A 16,711-nucleotide genomic window follows, 5' to 3' on the forward strand; every position below is an offset into this window, starting at 1 on the left:
CATGCAGCCTCTCGACCCCCGCGACCCGCGCCAGGTGGGCCCGTACCGGATCGTCGCCCTGCTCGGCGCCGGCGGCATGGGCCGTGTCCACCTCGGCCTGGACCCGCACGGCGCGCCCGCCGCGGTCAAGGTCGTGCGCGCCGAGTACGCCTACGACCCCGACTTCCGCGCACGCTTCGCCGGCGAACTCGACCTGCTCTCCCGCGTGCACGGCGCCCACACCCCGCGCGTGCTGGGGGCCGAGCCCTCGGGCCGGACGCCGTGGATGGCCACCGAGTACGTCGTGGGGCCCTCGCTCCACGACCTCGTGCTGCGCACCGGACCGCTCCCGGAGCCGGCCGTGCGGCACCTGGCCCGCGGTGTCGCCCAGGCCCTGGCGCACGTCCACTCGCTGGGCATGGTCCACCTCGACCTCAAGCCCGGCAACGTCATGGTGTCCGCGGCCGGCCCCCAGGTCATCGACTTCGGCATCGCGCGCGCCATGGAGGACGGCCGGCGCGGCGGCGGGGACGCACAGGACAAGGAGGGCGAGGAGGGCGAGGAGGGCGAGGAGGGCGCCGAGCGCGCGATCATCGGCACGCCGGGGTACATGTCCCCGGAGCACGTGCGCCGGCAGGAGAGCGGTCCGCCCAGCGACGTCTTCGCGCTGGGCGGCGTCCTGGTGCACGCCCTCACCGGCAACGGACCCTTCGGCGACGGGCACCCCTCCGCCGTCATGTTCCGCATCACCACCCAGGAGCCGGTCCTGACCGGTGTTCCCGCGTCCCTGGTCGACCTCGTCCGCGCCTGCCTGGACAAGGACCCCCGGCGCCGCCCCACCGCGGCCCAGGTCCTGCAGGCCCTGGGCGGACCCGCCGCCCCCGTGTCCGCGGCCGCCGCCTGGCTGCCGCCGCCCGCCGCCCGGGCGGTCGAGGCCGTGGCCCACGAGTACCAGGAGGTCGTCGCTTCCGCGGCGCACGCGGTCGCCGGTGCCCCCGGAGGCCCTGGCGTCCCGGAGGGGGCCGGGGCGCGGCGGCGCCGCCTGCTGCTCGTCGGCGCCGCCGCGACCGCCCTGCTCATGCTCACCGGATTGGGCACGTGGACGGCGGTCACTCTGCGCGACGGCGCGGGCGGCGGCCCAGCGGAGGGCGAGGAGTCGCCGGAGCCGGGCGCCGCGTGCGACATCACCGCGGACATCGCGCCGGAACTCGCCGAGGCCGCGCACGAGCGGCCGACGCTCCCGTCGACCTCCGTCAACACGCCGGAGTTCTCCGCCGACGGCCGGGTCCTGGCCGTCGGCAGCGGTGACGGCCTGGTGCTGTGGGACTGGGAGGAGGAGACCGAGCTCGCCCGGATCGAGGTGGACTCGGACGAGTTCTCGGTCAGCCCGGCCCTGAGCCCGAACGGCTGCCTCGTGGGCTATCCCGACACCGACGGCGCGCACGTGTACCACCTGGCGACGGGAGAGCACACCGTCTACCGCGAGGGCTCCGACATCGAGGACATGGCCTTCTCCCCCGACGGCCGGTCCGTGGCCGTGTCCGGCGCCGCGGGCGGGCAGGCCGGGGCGATCTTCCTCCTGGACCTGGAGTCGGGCGAGATCGTGCACACCTACGAGGAGGTGACCATGGCGCAGACCATCGCGTTCACGCCGGACGGCGAGCACATGGCCGCCGTCAACTTCGAGGGCCACACCCGGGTCTGGGAGGTGGAGAGCGGCGAGGTGCTGTTCGAGACCGACGACGGCGACCACGGGTTCGGCGACAACCTGTTCCTCCCCACCGACGAGGGCGACCTGCTGTACATGGCCGCCGAGGGCCGCGAGATCGTCCACACGAACTTCCTGACCGGTGAGGTCCTGCGCACCTTCACCACCGAGGACGACCTGGAGCAGGGGTTCTCGGAGTTCGCGGTGAGCATGGCGGACGACCGCGTCCTCGCCTCCTACTCCCCGGGCGAGATCGTCGTGACCGACGAGGACGCCTACGGCATGAAGGTCTTCGCGTTCTCCAGCGGCGAGGAGCTCACCACCGACGGGGACGAGGGGTACATGAGCCTGGTCACCGCCCGGCCCGGCGGTGGGATGCTCGCCGGCTTCCCCCTGGACAACACCCCGCTCTGGCTGGTCGAGCCCGACCCCGTCCGTCTGGCCGGCACCCTCGGCTGACCCCGGCCCTCCCCCACCACCCACAGAAGGCCCATGTTCCCCCTGCACCCGCACGACCCGCCGTCCGTCGGCCCGTACCGCCTCCACGCCCGGCTGGGCGAGGACGCCTGCGCCCGCGTCTACCTCGGATCGGCCCCCGGCCAGGACCCGGTGGCGGTCAAGGTCGTGCGGCCGGAGTACGCCACCGACCCCGACTTCCGCGCGGCGTTCGCCCGCCTGGTCCAGAGCGCGAACGCGTCGGGCAGCGCGTACGTGTGCCGGGTCCGGGACGCCGACCTGAGCGGGGCGGTCCCCTGGGCGGCCGTGTCCCGTCCCCTCGGCCCGACCCTGTCCGGCCTGGTCGACGCGCACGGGCCGCTGCCTGCGGACGCCCTGCACACGCTCGCCCTGACCCTCGCCCAGGCGCTGGCCGACCTGCACGCCGCCCACCGGGTGCACGGGTCGCTGTGGCCGGACGGAGTGCTGGTGACGCGTGGGGGCGCGCTGCTCTCCGACGCCGGACTGGAGTGGGCGGTGGGCGACGTGGAGCAGCGGGCGCCGCATCCGTCGTTCGCCGCGCCCGAGGGCGGTGCGTCCCCCGCCACCGACGTGTTCTCGTGGGCGGCGACCCTGTCGCTGGCGGCCGGCGGAGTGGAGGGGCCGGCGGGACTGCCGCGCGTGCCCCTCCACCTGCGCGGACTGGTCGACACCTGCCTCAAGCGCAGCCCGTCGCTGCGCCCGAGCGCGGCCGACCTGGTGCGCATGCTCGGCGGGCCCGTCGAACCGCCGCCGTGGCCGCCCGCCGTGCTGGCCGCCGCGGAGTCCGTCGCCGAGGCCCAGCGCGGCGCCGTGGAGTCCGCCGCCGACGGCGGACCCGACGAAGGCGCCCCCGGCGACGGTGCGCCCGGCTCCGGGGCCACGGCCGCAGGACGGCGGGGGCGGGGCGCCTCCGGTCGGCGGCTGCTGCCGCTGGGCGCCGCGGGGCTCGCGCTCGTGCTGGTGGCGGGGGCCGGGGCCTACTGGGGGCTCACCCGCTCCAACGGAGACGACGCCGAGGAGCCCGCCGGGCCGGAGGGGCTCATCACCGACGCGGGCTGCCTGGAGGGCGACGGCTACCCGGTGCCCGACGGGGAGGTGGACGGCGCGGCGGCGGAGGCCGCCGCGACGGCCTTCAGCCCCGACGGGGACGTGCTGGCGGTCGCCACCGACGAGTACGGGCTCATGGTGTGGGACTGGCGCGCGGGCGAGGAGGTGGCGCGCCCGGCGCCCCGGACCGACGCGCTGGTGCCTCCGGTGTTCGCGCCGATCGGGTGCCTGATCGCCGCCCCGGCGCCCGTCGAGTACCCCGGCGAGGAGGTCCCGGTCCAGATCGCGCACACCTACGACCTGCCGTCGGGGACCACCACCGAGCACCTGGGGCCGCAACAGGGGCCGGACACCCCGGAGGGCGGCTGGTCGATCGATCCGCGACCGGTGCGGGGCCTGGCGTTCAGTCCGGACGGCTCGTCGCTGGCGGTCGGGCTGGAGGCCCCGATCGGATCGACCGAGGCGGGCAACGTGGGCCTGGTCGACACCACCGGCGGTGGGCGGGACTCCGTGCTGGCCGGTTCCGGACCGTACGGCATGTCCTTCGCCGACGGCGACCGCCTCGTCAGCGCGACCTCCGCGACGGTGACCGTGTGGGACATCGGGACCGGCGAGGAGCTCCACCGCGTGCGCGGCACCACGGGCACGTCCTTCGCAGCGCTCCCCGGCACCGACGAGGTGGTCTACGCCGACGGCGACCGGCTCGTGCGGTGGGACTACGCCGCGCGCGAGCAGGTGGCCGAGTTCCCGATGCCGGAGCTCGCCGACGCGGCGCCCACGACGGTGCGCATCACCGTGGACCCCGGAGGCTCCCGGCTCTACGTGAGCGGGCGCGTGTTCGAGGACGAGGGCTCCGTCGACGTCGGCCGGGTGTGGGACCTGGAGGCGGGAGAGGAGGTCACCGGCGGGGACATGCAGCGGTCGGGGTTCAGGCACGTGTCCTTCCACCCCGACGGGGAGGTCCTGGCGCTGGTCACCTCGGAGGGTCGGGTCGTCATCGCCGACGCCCGGACGCTGGAGACCGAGGACCCGTTGTTCTGACGTTCCCCGGGACCGGGAGGCCGAGGACCCGTTGTTCTGAGGGCCCCGGGACCGGAGGCCGCGGGTCGGCCGCGCGACCGCGCGACCGCGCGTGCGGCGCGACCGGCCGCTCCTGCCCGGGACGCACGCCGACCGGGCCGGTTCCGACTCCGCCTTGACACCGGAGTCGGGGCGCTGACACTATATGCATGTACATGCAAGTAATTCACGCACCTGGGAGACAGCCATGACCGCCACCCCGACCACCCCGACGACCGCGAGCGCCACCGACCGCGAGATCCGCAAGGTCGCCACCACCCCCGACTGGTACGCCCCCTACCGGATCTCCCAGGCCGTCCGGGCCGGCGGCCTCATCTACGTCTCCGGCCAGGCCGGCTTCGACGAGGAGGGCAACACCGTCCCCGGCGGCTTCCTCGCCCAGGGCCGCCAGGCCTTCGAGAACGTGCGCCGGGTCCTGGCCGCCGCGGACGCCGACTTCCGCGACGTCGTCCGGGTCGGCATCTTCGTCCGGAACATGGCGGCCGACCTGGACGACGTCATCCGTCTGCGCGGCGAGTTCCTCAGCGAGCCCTACCCGGCCGACTCCCTGATCGAGGTCTCCTCCCTCGCCCAGCCCGACTGGCTCATCGAAGTCGAGGTCATCGCCCTCGACCGCTGATCCCCCGTGGACCCGGCCATCGCCACCGCCCGCACACGCCCCGGCAGCACCCGCCGTGGGACGACGCGCCCACCGCCCGGTGCCCCGCCGCCCGGTCACCCCAGGGCTTCCCGTGCCCGCCGCGCACGGGAAGCCCTATAGCGTGAGGCGTCCGAGCCACGTCTGACGAGGAGACCCGGAACCATGCTGAACTCCGTCACACGGCACGTCGGCGGGACGGGCGAGTCCGACCGCGCCCTCCGCACCCCCGCGCTGGCCGCCCTCACCCGCCTGATCGAGCGGACCGGGGCCTCGGCCAGCGTCACGTCCGCCTTCGGCACGCCCGTCCGGTCCGGCGAGACCACGGTCATCCCTGTCGCACGGGTCAGCCTCCTGAACAGCATGGGCGGCGGTTCGAGCCGCGTGCCGCTCGGCGACGGCGCGGGCGGTCTGGGCCTGACCCGCGTGCGCCCCTCCGGGTACATCGTCCTCGATGGCACCGGGGCGTCCTTCCGCCCGATCCGCCAGCCCGCCGCGCTGCTCGCGATCCCCCTGGCCGCGATCGCGGCCGTCGCGGTGACCCGGATCGTGGGCGTGTCGGTGCGGGAGGCGCGCCGGCGCCGCAAGTTCGCGGCCCGCCAGGCCGCCGCCACCGCCGCCATGACCGCCGCCGCGCCCGGCTGCTGCACCACCGGAGCCGAGGCCGAGCCCGGCCCCGCTACCGAGTCGGCGGAGTAGCGCCCGGTTCGGGCGCCGTCGAGGCCGCCGTCGAGACCGCTGCCGAGGCCGTGCGCGCGGAGCGCCGACGCGGGCGCCGGCGGATGATCCACTCGGCCACGGCCACGTTGACCACCCATCCGGCCCCCATGGCCACGGCCCGGGACGTCTCGGTGAGCTCCCCGCCGGCCAGCACCATCCAGGGCAGGTGGGTGAACACCTGCGTGCCCGCGGCCTGGCCGATGGCGTAGCCGCGGATCATCCAGGCCCGGTGCCGGGCGACGTCACCGCGCCGCACCCGGACGTAGGCGAGCACCAACGCCACGGCCATGGCCGTCCCGAACAGGATCCGCAGGAGGTGGACGGCGACGCCGTCGGGCGCGGGGATGTCGTAGGCGAACGTCATCCACACGCCCGTCAGCGCCGCCACGATCCCGGTCGGGAGCACGATCCGGCCCGAGGCGCGGTGCCATCCGAGGTGGCGGCGGCGCAGCCCCGGGGCGAACTGGAAGGCGCCCAGGACGCAGAACACGGTGGCGCTGACGATGTGCAGCACCAGGGGGACGGGATCGGTGAGGAAGCGGGTGTTCTCGGGTGTGACCGCCGCACCGCCCGCGATCTCGCCGAGACGGACGGTTCCGGCGATCGCCGGAACCGCGCTGAGCAGGAGCAGCGAGACCGGTATGAGCCAGTCCGCTCTGGAGGAGGACGTCACGGAGGGGCCCTTCGTCGCTTCGGCCGGCCGCGTCGCGGCCGCTGGGACGGGGCCGTGTCGCGCTCCCGCCGTCGTCTCCGATGGTGGCGGTGGGGGCGGGTCCGGTTCATCGGCCTTCGGGCCGGAGCCGCATCGGCCGAAAGTACGGCGCCCGGCCCGTCCTCGTGGCGCTCGGGCGCGGTGGGTTCGGCGGTGCGCGACACACGAGAGCGCGCAAGAACGCTCAGCAGGCGGACCTCGGGGGCGGATCAGGATCGATCAGCGTGCGCCGGATCCGCCGGACGCGGGCCCCGCACCACGCCCGTCGCCGTTCCCGGCACGGACCCGGCGGGTCTCGTAGGCCCACATCGCGATCTCGACGCGGTTGCGCGCCCCCAACTTGGCCATGAGCCCGGCGATGTGCGTCTTGACCGTGCTGAGCGTGATGTGGAGGTCCTCGGAGATCTCGCGGTTGGTCCGGCCCCGGGCCACCGCGCCCAGGACCTGCTCCTCCCGGGCGGTGAGCGGGTCCACCGGCTGCACGGGCGCGGTCGGCGCGGAGTCGGCGAACGCCCCCAGCAGGCGTACCGTGACGCTCGGCGCGATGAGCGCGTCGCCGTCGGCGGCGGCGCGCACGGCCTGCGCGAGCAGGGCCGGGCCCGCGTCCTTGAGCAGGAAACCGCGCGCCCCCGCGCCCAGCGCCGCGTACACGTAGTCGTCGAGGTCGAAGACGGTGATGACGACGACCGCCATCGGATCGGCCACCTCGGGGCCCGCCAGCGCCCGGGTGGCCTCGATGCCGTCCATCACCGGCATGCGGATGTCGAACAGGCACACGTCGGGGCGCAGGCGCCGCGCGAGCTCCACCGCCCGCCGCCCGTCGGCGGCCTGACCGACGACCTCGATGCCCGGCTGGGCGTCGAGGATCATGGTCAACCCGGTGCGGACGATCTCCTGGTCGTCGGCCACGACCACCCGAACGGTCACTCCCGCACCCCGTTCCTGGGCAGCACGGCCCGTACGCTCCAGCCCCGGTCGGGGTCCGGAGCCGCCGTACACGTGCCGCCGAGCAGGTCGGCGCGCTCGGCCATGCCGATCAGCCCGTAACCCGGGACCACGGACGGTCGCCTCGGCCCGGCGTCGCCGTCGTCGCGCACGGACAGGCGCACCGACGCGTCGTCGGCCTCCACCCGCACGTCGATCCGCGTCACGTCGCGGGCGTGCCGCCGGGCGTTGGTGACCGCCTCCTGGGCGAGCCGGTACACCGCCGTCCCCACCGATGGGGACAGCCCGTCGACGTCGCCGGTGACCGCCACGTCCACCGTCGGGCCGGGACCTCCGGGTCCGGCGAGCGCGGCCAGGTCGCCGATCCCGGGGCTGGGCTCCAGGTCGGCCGGGCGGCCCCGGCGCAGCACGCGGACCATGGCCCGCATCTCCGCGAGGGCGCGCGAGGCCTCGGACTCGACCACCGTGAGCGCCTCCACCGCCGCGCCCGGCCGCGACTCCGCCACGGCCAGCCCGGCCTGGGCCCGGATCGCCACCGCCGAGACGTGGTGGGCCACCGTGTCGTGCAGGTCGCGGGCCACGCTCTCGCGTTCCAGCATCCTGGCCTGTTCCAGCTCCCGGTCCCGCGACCCCGCCCGGTACCGCAGCGCCGTCCCCAGCGCCCCGGCCGCGCACACCACGGCCAGGCCGGGCAGCACGTCCGCGGCGGCGGTGTACCCCAGGACGCCCCACAGGCCGGCCTTGGCCACGGCCACCACGGCCCCGGCCACGATCTCCCGGCCGGAGCCCCAGCGGAACAGGGCGTACACCAGCAGCAGCATGTACGCGATCGTGTAGGTCTCGGTGGCCTCGCCGCCGGTGGCGAGCGGGACCAGGGACGACACCGCGAACGCGGCCAGGAACACGACCAGCGGATGGGAGCGGCGCCACAGCAGCAGCGGCGCGAGTCCGGCGGTGACCGCCACCCCGAGCACCCGCCAGGGCATGTCGGGCCGCAGGACGCCTTCGATCAGGGCCGCCGCGACGAGCACGACCACGAGCGCCCAGTCCCACCGCCCGCGCGCGGGCGGACGGGGCGGGCGCGGCTCGTCCCGCACCGCTCGAAGGAGGTCGTGCACCTCCTCAGCCTACGAGGGCGCGCCCCGCACCGGATCGGCCCAAAGTACGAGGCCGGGTCCAGGTGCGGCCATCAGGCGGGGGAACCGAGATTCACTCGGACGCATCCCACCGACCGTCACATACCGTCCCGAACCGGTGTCGGTAGGCTTCCTCCGACGCCGTTCCCGAGAGCCGAGAGTCCCCGTGCAGCCCCTTTCCCCTGATGATCCCCGCCAGGTCGGCCCCTTCCGCGTCATCGCCCTGCTCGGGTCCGGCGGTATGGGCCGCGTCCACCTCGGCCTGGACCCGGACGGCGCACCCGCCGCCGTCAAGGTGGTGCGCGCCGACCTCGCCTACGACCCCGACTTCCGCGAGCGCTTCACCCGCGAGCTCGCTTCCGCCCAGCGCGTCCACGGGCCCGGCACACCCCGTGTGCTGGCCGCCGACCCCGCCGCGGAGATCCCCTGGCTGGCGACCGAGTACGTCATGGGTCCCTCCCTCCTCGACCTCGTCGAGCGCACCGGCTCGCTCCCCGAGCCCGCCGCCCGCCTCCTCGTCCGCGGCGTCGCCCAGGCCCTGGAGCGCGTGCACTCCCAAGGGCTGGCGCACCGCGACCTCAAGCCCGGCAACGTCATGGTCTCCGCCGCCGGCCCCCAGGTCATCGACTTCGGCATCGCCCGCGCCCTGGAGCCCGAGCAGCGCGGCGCCGGAGACGACCGCGTCGTCGGCACGCCCGGCTACATGGCGCCCGAAGCGGGACGCGGCGAGGACTCCGGCGGCGCCGCCGACGTCTTCGCCCTCGGCGGGGTCCTCGTATGGGCGCTCACCGGCTCGGGCCCGTTCGGTGACGGCCACCCCTCCGCCGTGCTCTACCGGACCCAGAACGTCGACCCCGACCTCTCGCGCGTCCCCGAGTCGCTGCGCCCGCTCGTCGCCTCCTGCCTGGGCAAGGACCCCGGGCGCCGCCCCTCGGCCGCCGACGTCCTGCGTGCCCTCGGCGGACCGGCCGCCCCGGCCACCACCGCCGCGGCCTGGCTCCCGCCCTCCGCCGCCCAGGCCGTCGACGCGGTCGCCGAGGAGTACCGCGCCGCCGTCCGGAACGCCACCGAGACCGCGCCGGCCGCGGACGGGGCGGACACGAGCGCCCGCCGAGGCCGCCGGCTGCTGCTCCTCGGCTCGGCCGCCACCGCGCTGGTCCTGGTCGCCGCCGCAGGCACCATCGCCGCCGTCGGCTACCGCAACGGCCAGACCGGCACCGACGCCGGAGCCTCGGAGGCCGCCGCCGACGAGCCGGTCCAGCGCGACCAGTGCGACCCCACCGAGCACCTGGCCCCGGAGTTCGTCGACGCCGCGAGCGCCGTCCCGACCCTCACCAGCTCCACCGACCTCCTCGGCGTGCGCTTCTCCACCGACGGCTCCGTGCTCGCCGTCGGCGGCGACCAGGCCATCGCGCTCTGGGACTGGGAGGAGGGCGCCGAACTCGCACGGATCCGCCTGGACCTGCCCTCCGACGCGGCCGTGGACCCGGTGTTCAGCCCCGACGACTGCCGGATCGCCTTCGCCACCGCAGACGGGGCCCACGTCTACTCCCTGGAGACCGGTGAGCACACCGTCCACAGGGAAGGGCGGGAGCTCTCCCACGTCGAGTTCTCCCCCGACGGGTCCGAACTGGCGATCGCCGACAACACCATGGACACCCAGCGCGGGGTCTACACGATCGACGCCGACTCCGGCGAGGTCGTCCAGACCTTCGACGGTTTCGACTACGCCCGCTTCGTGGGCTACTCCCCAGGCGGCGGCTATCTCGGGGCGCACGGCTTCAACGACGCCCGGGTGTGGGACACCGGGACCGGGGAGGAGGTCGCCTCGGGCCAGGACCTGCCACCGACGCTGAACGGGAGCGTGCAGATCCTCGATGAGGAGGGCACCGTCCTCACCGCCCACGCGGACGGGCCCGTGCAGCAGGATCTCGACGAGGACGACGCGACCTTCCCGTTCATCCCGGAGGAGGAACCCCGGGGCGAGCTGGTCGAGTTCACGCTCAACGAGGCGGCGGACCGCCTGTACACGGTCTACGCGACCGAGCAGGGGGACGACGGCGTCACCCAGGTCGACGTGGCCGTCTGGGAGTTCTCCACCCGTGAGGAGATCGACGAGGCTCCGGACGAACTGGCGTGGGACCTGGACGCGCACCCCGACGGCACCGTGGCCGCCGGTGTCAGCGGTGAGGGCGACGCCGTGCTCCTCGTGAACGGCGAGACCCTGGAGACCATCCGAACCTTCGGTTGAACCGACGTCCCCCATCCGAAGAGGCACCATGCTTCCCCTGAACCCCCACGACCCGCCCACCGTCGGCGTGTACCGCCTCCACACCCGTCTCGGCGAGGACGCGTGTGCCCGGGTGTACCTGGCCACGGCACAGGGCCGGCCTCCGGTCGCCCTGAAGATCGTGCGTTCGACCTTCACCGGCGACCCCGGTTTCCGGTCGGCCTTCACCCGCCAGGTGGAGGGCGCCACCGGCCTGCGGAGTCCGTTCGTGGCCCCGATCCTGGACCACGACGTGAGCGTGGCGACCCCGTGGGTCGCGGTCGCACGTCCCTTCGGCCCGAGCCTGGCGGAACTGGTCGGTGCCCACGGGCCGTTCCCCGTCGCGGCTCTGCACCCCCTGGCCCTGGCCCTGGCCCAGGGGCTGGCGGATCTGCACGCGGCGGACCGCGCCCACGGTTCGATGTGGCCGGACGGAGTGCTGCTGTCACGTCGGCACGCCCTCCTGGCCGACCCGGGGCTGGAGTGGGCCGTGGCCGACGCCGAACAGCGCGCGCCGCACCCGTCGTTCGCCGCACCCGAAGGCGGAGCCACACCCGCCACGGACGTGTTCGCCTGGGCCGCCACCGTGTGCTTCGCGGCCAGCGGTGTCGAGGGCCCCGAGGGACTCGACCGGGTCCCCCTCCAGTTCCGCGGCCTCGTGGACGCCTGTCTCAAGGTCCGGCCCGTCCTGCGGCCCAGCGCCGCCGATCTGGTGCGCATGCTCGGCGGACCGGCCGACCCGGCGCCCTGGCCCACCGACCTCCAGGCGGTGGTGGAGCGGTCCGCGGCCGTCATGGACCAGGCGACGGGAAGGGGCACGGCGGCGCCCGTGGCCCAGGCGTCTGAGCACCCGGCCGAGGCGGTGGCCGGCCCGGCCCACCCGGCCCCCTCGCGTAGGCGCGGACGCGCCTACGCGCTCGCCGCGGGTGGCATCGCCCTCGTCCTCGTCGCGGGCGCCGGGGCGGCCTGGGGCCTGGGCCTGGTGCCCGGTGGCGGCGGCGGATCCTCCGACGGCGCGGGCGCGTCCGCCGCGAACGGCTGCCTGGACGCCACCGGCTACCCCGCCCCCTCCGGTGAGGTCGGGGACCTGGAGGCCATGCGGGTCGCCTTCTCCCCCGACGGGGACGCGCTGGCGGTGACCAGCGCCGAGTACGGGCTGATGCTGTGGAACTGGCGCGCGGAGGAGGAGGTCGCGCGGGTGGCGGACGAGGTGCACGGCCTCGGCGATCCCCGGTTCGCCCCGCAGGGGTGCGTCATCGCCGCGATTTCCGGCGCGGAGTACGAGGGCGAGGAGTTCCCGATCGCCACTGCCACCACTTTCGACGTCACCACCGGCGAGACGGTCGATCGCCTGGCGACCCAGGAGGAGCTCGTCGAGACCGGCCTGGCCGACCCCGAGGCCCTCGACGCCATGGCGTTCTCCCCGACCGGTGAACTCGCCGTCGCCACCCACACCGAGCCCCTCAACCAGACCGCCGACGGACAGCCGTGGGAGAACCTCGGGCTCGTCGACCTGGAGACCGGGGAGGTGACCTCGTCCTTCGCCATCGGCGGCACCACGGACATGCACTTCCTCGACGCCGAACGCGTCGTCACCCTCGCCTACGACACCATCCGCGTGTGGAGCACCGAGACCGGCGAGGAGCTGCACACAGTCCGCAACGTGGACCAGTTCCGGTTCGCCGTCGTCCCGGGCACCGACCAGATCGTCTACGCCGCCGGCGGAGAACTCGTGTGGTGGGACGTCGTCGCGCGCACCGAGCTGGGCACGTTCGACATCAGCGAGTTCACCGAGACCGAGGACGCCTTCCTCACCGACCTGACGGTCGACGCCGACCTCGGCCTCCTCCACGTCGGCTGGGCGACGCCGTCGGACCCGGACCGGCGGCCCGACCCGAACGACAAGATCACCGACGCCGTCAACGACAACCGCGGCCACCTGTGGGACCTGGAGACCGGCGAGGAACTCCTCAGCGGGCCGGACCACGTACTGCCCCGGCCGCTGGCCTTTCACCCCGGCGGTGAGGTGATCGCCGCCATCGACAGCGACGGCGGCGTCGACCTCGTGGATCCCGAGACCCTGGAGGTCGTCGGGACCCTGACCTGACCGGCCACGGCCCGGACAGAGCACACGACGAGCCGACCTTCCCAGCCCTCACAGCCCTCACAGCCCACCCACGGCACCGGACGAGAACACCATGAAACCCCTGACCTCCACCGACCCCGGCCACGTCGGCCCCAACCGCGTCCTCGCCCAGCTCGGGGCCGGCGGCATGGGCCAGGTCTACCTCGCCCGCACCCCCACCGGCCACCTCGCCGCCGTCAAGGTCGTGCGGGGTGAACTGGCGCAGGACCAGGGGTTCCGGGCCCGCTTCTCCCGCGAGGTCCGCACCGCGCAGATGGTCCGGGGCCCGTTCACACCCGCCGTGGTCGCCGCCGATCCCGATGCCCCCGTGCCGTGGATGGCCACCGAGTACATCCCGGGGCCCACGCTCACGGAAGCGGTGAAGGCGAACGGCCCCTTCCCGGAGGCGTCCCTGCGCGTTCTCGCGCTCGGGCTGGCTCAGGCCCTCCAGGCGATCCACGCGGCCGGACTCATGCACCGCGACCTCAAGCCAGGCAACGTCCTGTTGTCGCCGCGCGGACCGCAGGTCATCGACTTCGGCATCGCCCGCGCCGTCGAGGGCACCGTCCTGACCCGCACGGGCGAGTCCTTCGGCACCCCGGCCTACGCCTCCCCCGAACTGGTGCTCGGCCAGGAGCAGACGCCCCAGAGCGACGTGTTCTCCCTCGCCGGGATCGTGGTCTACGCGGCCTGTGGGACGCCCCCGTTCGGCCGCGGTCCGGCTCCGGAGGTGCTGCACCGCGTCGTCGGCGCGGAGCCCGACCTCGGTGGGATCCCGTCCAGCGCCCTGCGCGCACTGCTGGAGCGCTGCCTGGCCAAGGCCCCCGGTGACCGGCCGACCTCGGAGGAGATCGTGCGGACGCTGTCCGCCGAGCCCCTGCCGTCGGCGGAGCACGGCTGGCTGCCCTCGCAGGTGACCCGGTCCATCACCGAACGCGAGCAGGAACTCGACGCGGTCGTGGACGCGGCGCCCACCGCGGCCATGGCAGGTGCCGGGACCGGGAGCCGGCGCAGGAGCCGGCCCGTCCCCCGATGGCTGCTCGTCGGAGGCGCCGCCGCCGTCACCCTCGTACTCGTGGCGGGGGTCGCTCTGGCCGTCCTCGACCCGTTTCGGGAGCCGGAGGAGGAGCCCGGCGCCGAGGGAGAGGTCCCGGAGGGCGTCGCGGAGCCGGCGGAGGTGACGGAGCAGCCGACCGGACCGGCCTTCCCCGGCACGGTCTACGACCTGCACTTCACCCCCGACGGCAGCGGGCTCTATGTCCAGACGAGCCAGGCGCTCACCCTCTGGGACTGGCGTGAGGGCGAGCTGCTCCTCGACTTCCAGGGCTCACCGGGCTCCGTCGACGTCAGCGACACCGGCCTGCTCGCCGCGGCCTACGACGGCTCCGTCGTGGTCTGGAACGAGGACGGCGAGGAGGTCGACTCCTTCGAGCCCGACGATGCGGAGGACATCGTCTTCTTCGACGCCACCTCGATCTCCGCCGACGGGTCACGGGTGTCCTTCGTCGTCCTGCACGACGGTGGGACGTCCACCCACATGATCTGGAACCGCGACGACGACACCATCGAGTACGAGCGGGAGTACGACCACCAGGTCTCGGCCACGCACTTCGGCCCGGACGACGAGTACCTGATGCTGGAGCACCCCGAGCAGACCCCGGCCGTCGAGGTGACGCGAGCCGCGACCGGCGAGGTCGTCGCGGAGTTCCCCTCGTCCCCGGCCACGGCGCAGGACGCGTCCTTCGACCCCATCTACCAGGCGGCCTTCGCCCCGGACCGGCCGATCGTCGCCGTCCACGACGGCGCCCAGGGCATCGTCCTGCACGACCTCGCCTCGGATGAGACGGTCATCGAGATCAGCGTGCCGAACACGGTGCACGGCCTCGCCTTCACCCCGGACGGCTCGCAGCTGCTGAGCTCCGGATCGACCTTCACCGACGATGTCACTGGCGGGCGCGTCTGGGACGCGGAGACCGGCGAGGAGGTCACCTCGGGAGCCACCGTCCTCTACGCGGAGGTGACCGTTCACCCCGACGGTGAGACCATCGTGACCGCGGAGACGGAAGCGGACGACTCGACGCTGCTCTTCCTCGACCCCGAGACCCTTCGCGAAACCCACGAGCTCTCCTGACCGGCCACGGCGGAGGTCGCCGCACGACGGCCTCCGCCGGTCAGTCGGAGTCGCTTCGCTGGGAGCTCCTCAGTTCAGGCCGACCACGGTCCACGGGCCGTTGTTCTCCTCGGTGACCACGACCGCACCGGGCACCGCGACCATTCCAGGCGGGTCGGTACTCACGGAGACGTCCGGCTCCTGCCACCACTCCTCGTTCGCGGTCATGTCCAAGCGCAGCGGCTCCTCCACGATGACACCGGCACTGCCCTCACGCTCGGGCGGCTCATATGTCCACGCGGTCCCGCCCTCGACCAGGGAGAAGACCAACACCGGGCCATCAGGGCGATCCGGCGGGATCACGCCCGTATGAGAGGTGACCACGGCCGGACGGTCCGGATCTCCTGGGAGGCCGGTCTCGAACTCCGCGACCGACTCCCCTGTCCCTGTGTCGAGCAGCACCACCGCGCCCTCATCGCCGCCCGACACGCTCAGGAGCACCTCCCGCCCTTCCGGCGTGCTCCACGCACCCTGAACACCCCCGGACTCCATCCGGTAGCGCCACACTTCCTCACCCGTCTCACCGTTCAGGGCGATCACCCCGTCGTCGATGACCATGACGGGCCCACCGGCACCAGGCAGGACGTTGAAGAGCGTGTGGTCGCCCACGGGAACCGTCCACTCCTAGATCGTTGATGGGAAAATGTGTCCTGGTCAGTGGTCGTAAGCCACCAGCGACCGCTTGATGGGGGCTCCGATCTGCCAGTTGTGCCAGATCGCGGCGTTCAGAGCCAGGATCCTCTGACACACCCGAGCCCAGAGCCCTTCGGTGGTGCGGGCGTTGTGGCGCTCCAACCCCAGCTGGTTCTTCAGCGTCCAGATGATGGCTTCGATGCGCTGGCGCAGCCAGCCCGGGAACACCCGGGCCCTGTCCTTGGGCTCGTCCTTGCGCCGGGGCCGGATGAGCACGTGCCCCAGATCGGTGGCGGCCTGCTCGATTCCGGCCCCGGCGAAGCCCTTGTCGCACACGATCGGGCACGGCCCCGGGGCGCACTCCTGGGCGTGGAGCAGGTGCAGCGCTTGTTTGCGCTCGTCCAGCTCTTTGGGGTGGGCCAGGGAGAAGGCCGTCACGGTGCCCTCGGCGGTGGTGACGAGCACGAGCTTGGACCCCCAGTAGAACCGGTGGTGGGAGGCATCACGCCCGTAGCCGCACATTTCGCCCAGACCGGAGCGTTCCACGGTGGTGCGCGAGGCCCCGCACGGCACGGGGGTGCCGTCCATCAGCCGCAGGTTGTCGTGCCAGGTCGGGGTGTGGCGGGCCAGCCATCCGATGGCGGTGAGCATGTGCGGGGCCAGGCGGGCCAGGTGCCGGTTGTACTCGGACTGGCCGGGCAGGCGGGGGAAGAGGTGGCCGATCCGGGCCGGGGCCACCCGTAGCCAGCGGCGTTCGTCGTCGCAGCGCAGCAGGACCTGGGCCACGGCCACACAGATCAGCTCCGCGTCGGTGAGCAGGCGCGGCCGGCCTGGTCCGCGGGCTTGCTTGGCAGAAGGGATCACGTCGTCGTCCAGGTGGACGTAGAGTGCTGTCAGAAGGGCGTCAAGGTCAGTCTTCACACACCGATCTTCGACGCCCTTCGCTGTGTCCGCAGGGGTTTCAGGAATTTCCCATCAACGATCTAGGAGGCCTCGGAGACACGCGTCACCTCGGGTCGATCGACACTCTCACCGGAGGCGGGCACGTGGTGGACCCCCTCCTTTGACGAACA

12 protein-coding genes are annotated in these 16,711 nt (G+C 74.0%); 7 read left to right on the top strand and 5 right to left on the bottom strand.

Annotation, left to right across the window (positions count from 1 at the left end; all coding sequences use genetic code 11):
• Position 1 precedes the first annotated feature (1 nt).
• The 4 genes from DFP74_RS09360 (at position 2) to DFP74_RS09375 (ending at position 5,627) form a co-directional block, all read left to right on the top strand.
• Positions 2-2,146, top strand: coding sequence for a serine/threonine-protein kinase (locus tag DFP74_RS09360; protein WP_121181329.1), 2,145 nt, complete (start codon positions 2-4; stop codon positions 2,144-2,146).
• A 33-nt stretch (positions 2,147-2,179) separates the two neighbouring features.
• Positions 2,180-4,252: an acyl-ACP thioesterase gene (locus DFP74_RS09365; protein WP_121181330.1), complete on the top strand. Its 2,073-nt coding sequence runs from the start codon at positions 2,180-2,182 to the stop codon at positions 4,250-4,252.
• 226 nt (positions 4,253-4,478) lie between these two features.
• On the top strand, positions 4,479-4,910 hold the full coding sequence (locus tag DFP74_RS09370; RefSeq protein ID WP_121181331.1) for a RidA family protein: 432 nt from the start codon (positions 4,479-4,481) through the stop codon (positions 4,908-4,910).
• Between the two features lie 183 nt (positions 4,911-5,093).
• Positions 5,094-5,627, top strand: a complete 534-nt coding sequence (locus tag DFP74_RS09375; RefSeq protein ID WP_233570893.1) for a hypothetical protein — start codon at positions 5,094-5,096, stop codon at positions 5,625-5,627.
• Here the strand turns inward: DFP74_RS09375 and DFP74_RS09380 are convergent.
• From DFP74_RS09380 to DFP74_RS09390, 3 genes are all read right to left on the bottom strand, one after another.
• The gene (locus DFP74_RS09380) at positions 5,608-6,321 is read right to left on the bottom strand and encodes a DUF2306 domain-containing protein (protein ID WP_121181332.1); all 714 of its coding nucleotides are present in this window, start codon (positions 6,319-6,321) and stop codon (positions 5,608-5,610) included. The genes DFP74_RS09375 and DFP74_RS09380 overlap by 20 nt on opposite strands.
• 258 nt (positions 6,322-6,579) lie before the next feature.
• Positions 6,580-7,287, bottom strand: a complete 708-nt coding sequence (locus tag DFP74_RS09385) for a response regulator transcription factor (RefSeq protein WP_121181333.1) — start codon at positions 7,285-7,287, stop codon at positions 6,580-6,582.
• Positions 7,284-8,423, bottom strand: a complete 1,140-nt coding sequence (locus DFP74_RS09390) for a sensor histidine kinase (RefSeq protein WP_121181334.1) — start codon at positions 8,421-8,423, stop codon at positions 7,284-7,286. The genes DFP74_RS09385 and DFP74_RS09390 overlap by 4 nt, the downstream gene beginning before the upstream one ends.
• 184 nt (positions 8,424-8,607) lie before the next feature.
• Between DFP74_RS09390 and DFP74_RS09395 the strand changes: the two genes are divergently transcribed.
• The 3 genes from DFP74_RS09395 (at position 8,608) to DFP74_RS09405 (ending at position 14,966) form a co-directional block, all read left to right on the top strand.
• The gene (locus tag DFP74_RS09395; RefSeq protein ID WP_121181335.1) at positions 8,608-10,692 is read left to right on the top strand and encodes a serine/threonine-protein kinase; all 2,085 of its coding nucleotides are present in this window, start codon (positions 8,608-8,610) and stop codon (positions 10,690-10,692) included.
• 28 nt (positions 10,693-10,720) lie between these two features.
• Positions 10,721-12,817, top strand: a complete 2,097-nt coding sequence (locus DFP74_RS09400; protein WP_121181336.1) for a protein kinase family protein — start codon at positions 10,721-10,723, stop codon at positions 12,815-12,817.
• 91 nt (positions 12,818-12,908) lie between these two features.
• Positions 12,909-14,966 (top strand): WD40 repeat domain-containing serine/threonine protein kinase, encoded by a 2,058-nt coding sequence (locus tag DFP74_RS09405; protein ID WP_121181337.1) that lies wholly within the window; start codon positions 12,909-12,911, stop codon positions 14,964-14,966.
• Positions 14,967-15,035: 69 nt separating this feature from the next.
• Here the strand turns inward: DFP74_RS09405 and DFP74_RS09410 are convergent, their stop codons facing one another.
• Positions 15,036-15,614: a hypothetical protein gene (locus DFP74_RS09410; protein WP_121181338.1), complete on the bottom strand. Its 579-nt coding sequence runs from the start codon at positions 15,612-15,614 to the stop codon at positions 15,036-15,038.
• 45 nt (positions 15,615-15,659) lie between these two features.
• Complete coding sequence (locus tag DFP74_RS09415; RefSeq protein WP_121180343.1) at positions 15,660-16,559, bottom strand: transposase; 900 nt, start codon at positions 16,557-16,559, stop codon at positions 15,660-15,662.
• Positions 16,560-16,711 lie beyond the last annotated feature (152 nt).

This window comes from Nocardiopsis sp. Huas11 (assembly GCF_003634495.1).
Classification (GTDB): Bacteria; Actinomycetota; Actinomycetes; order Streptosporangiales; family Streptosporangiaceae; genus Nocardiopsis.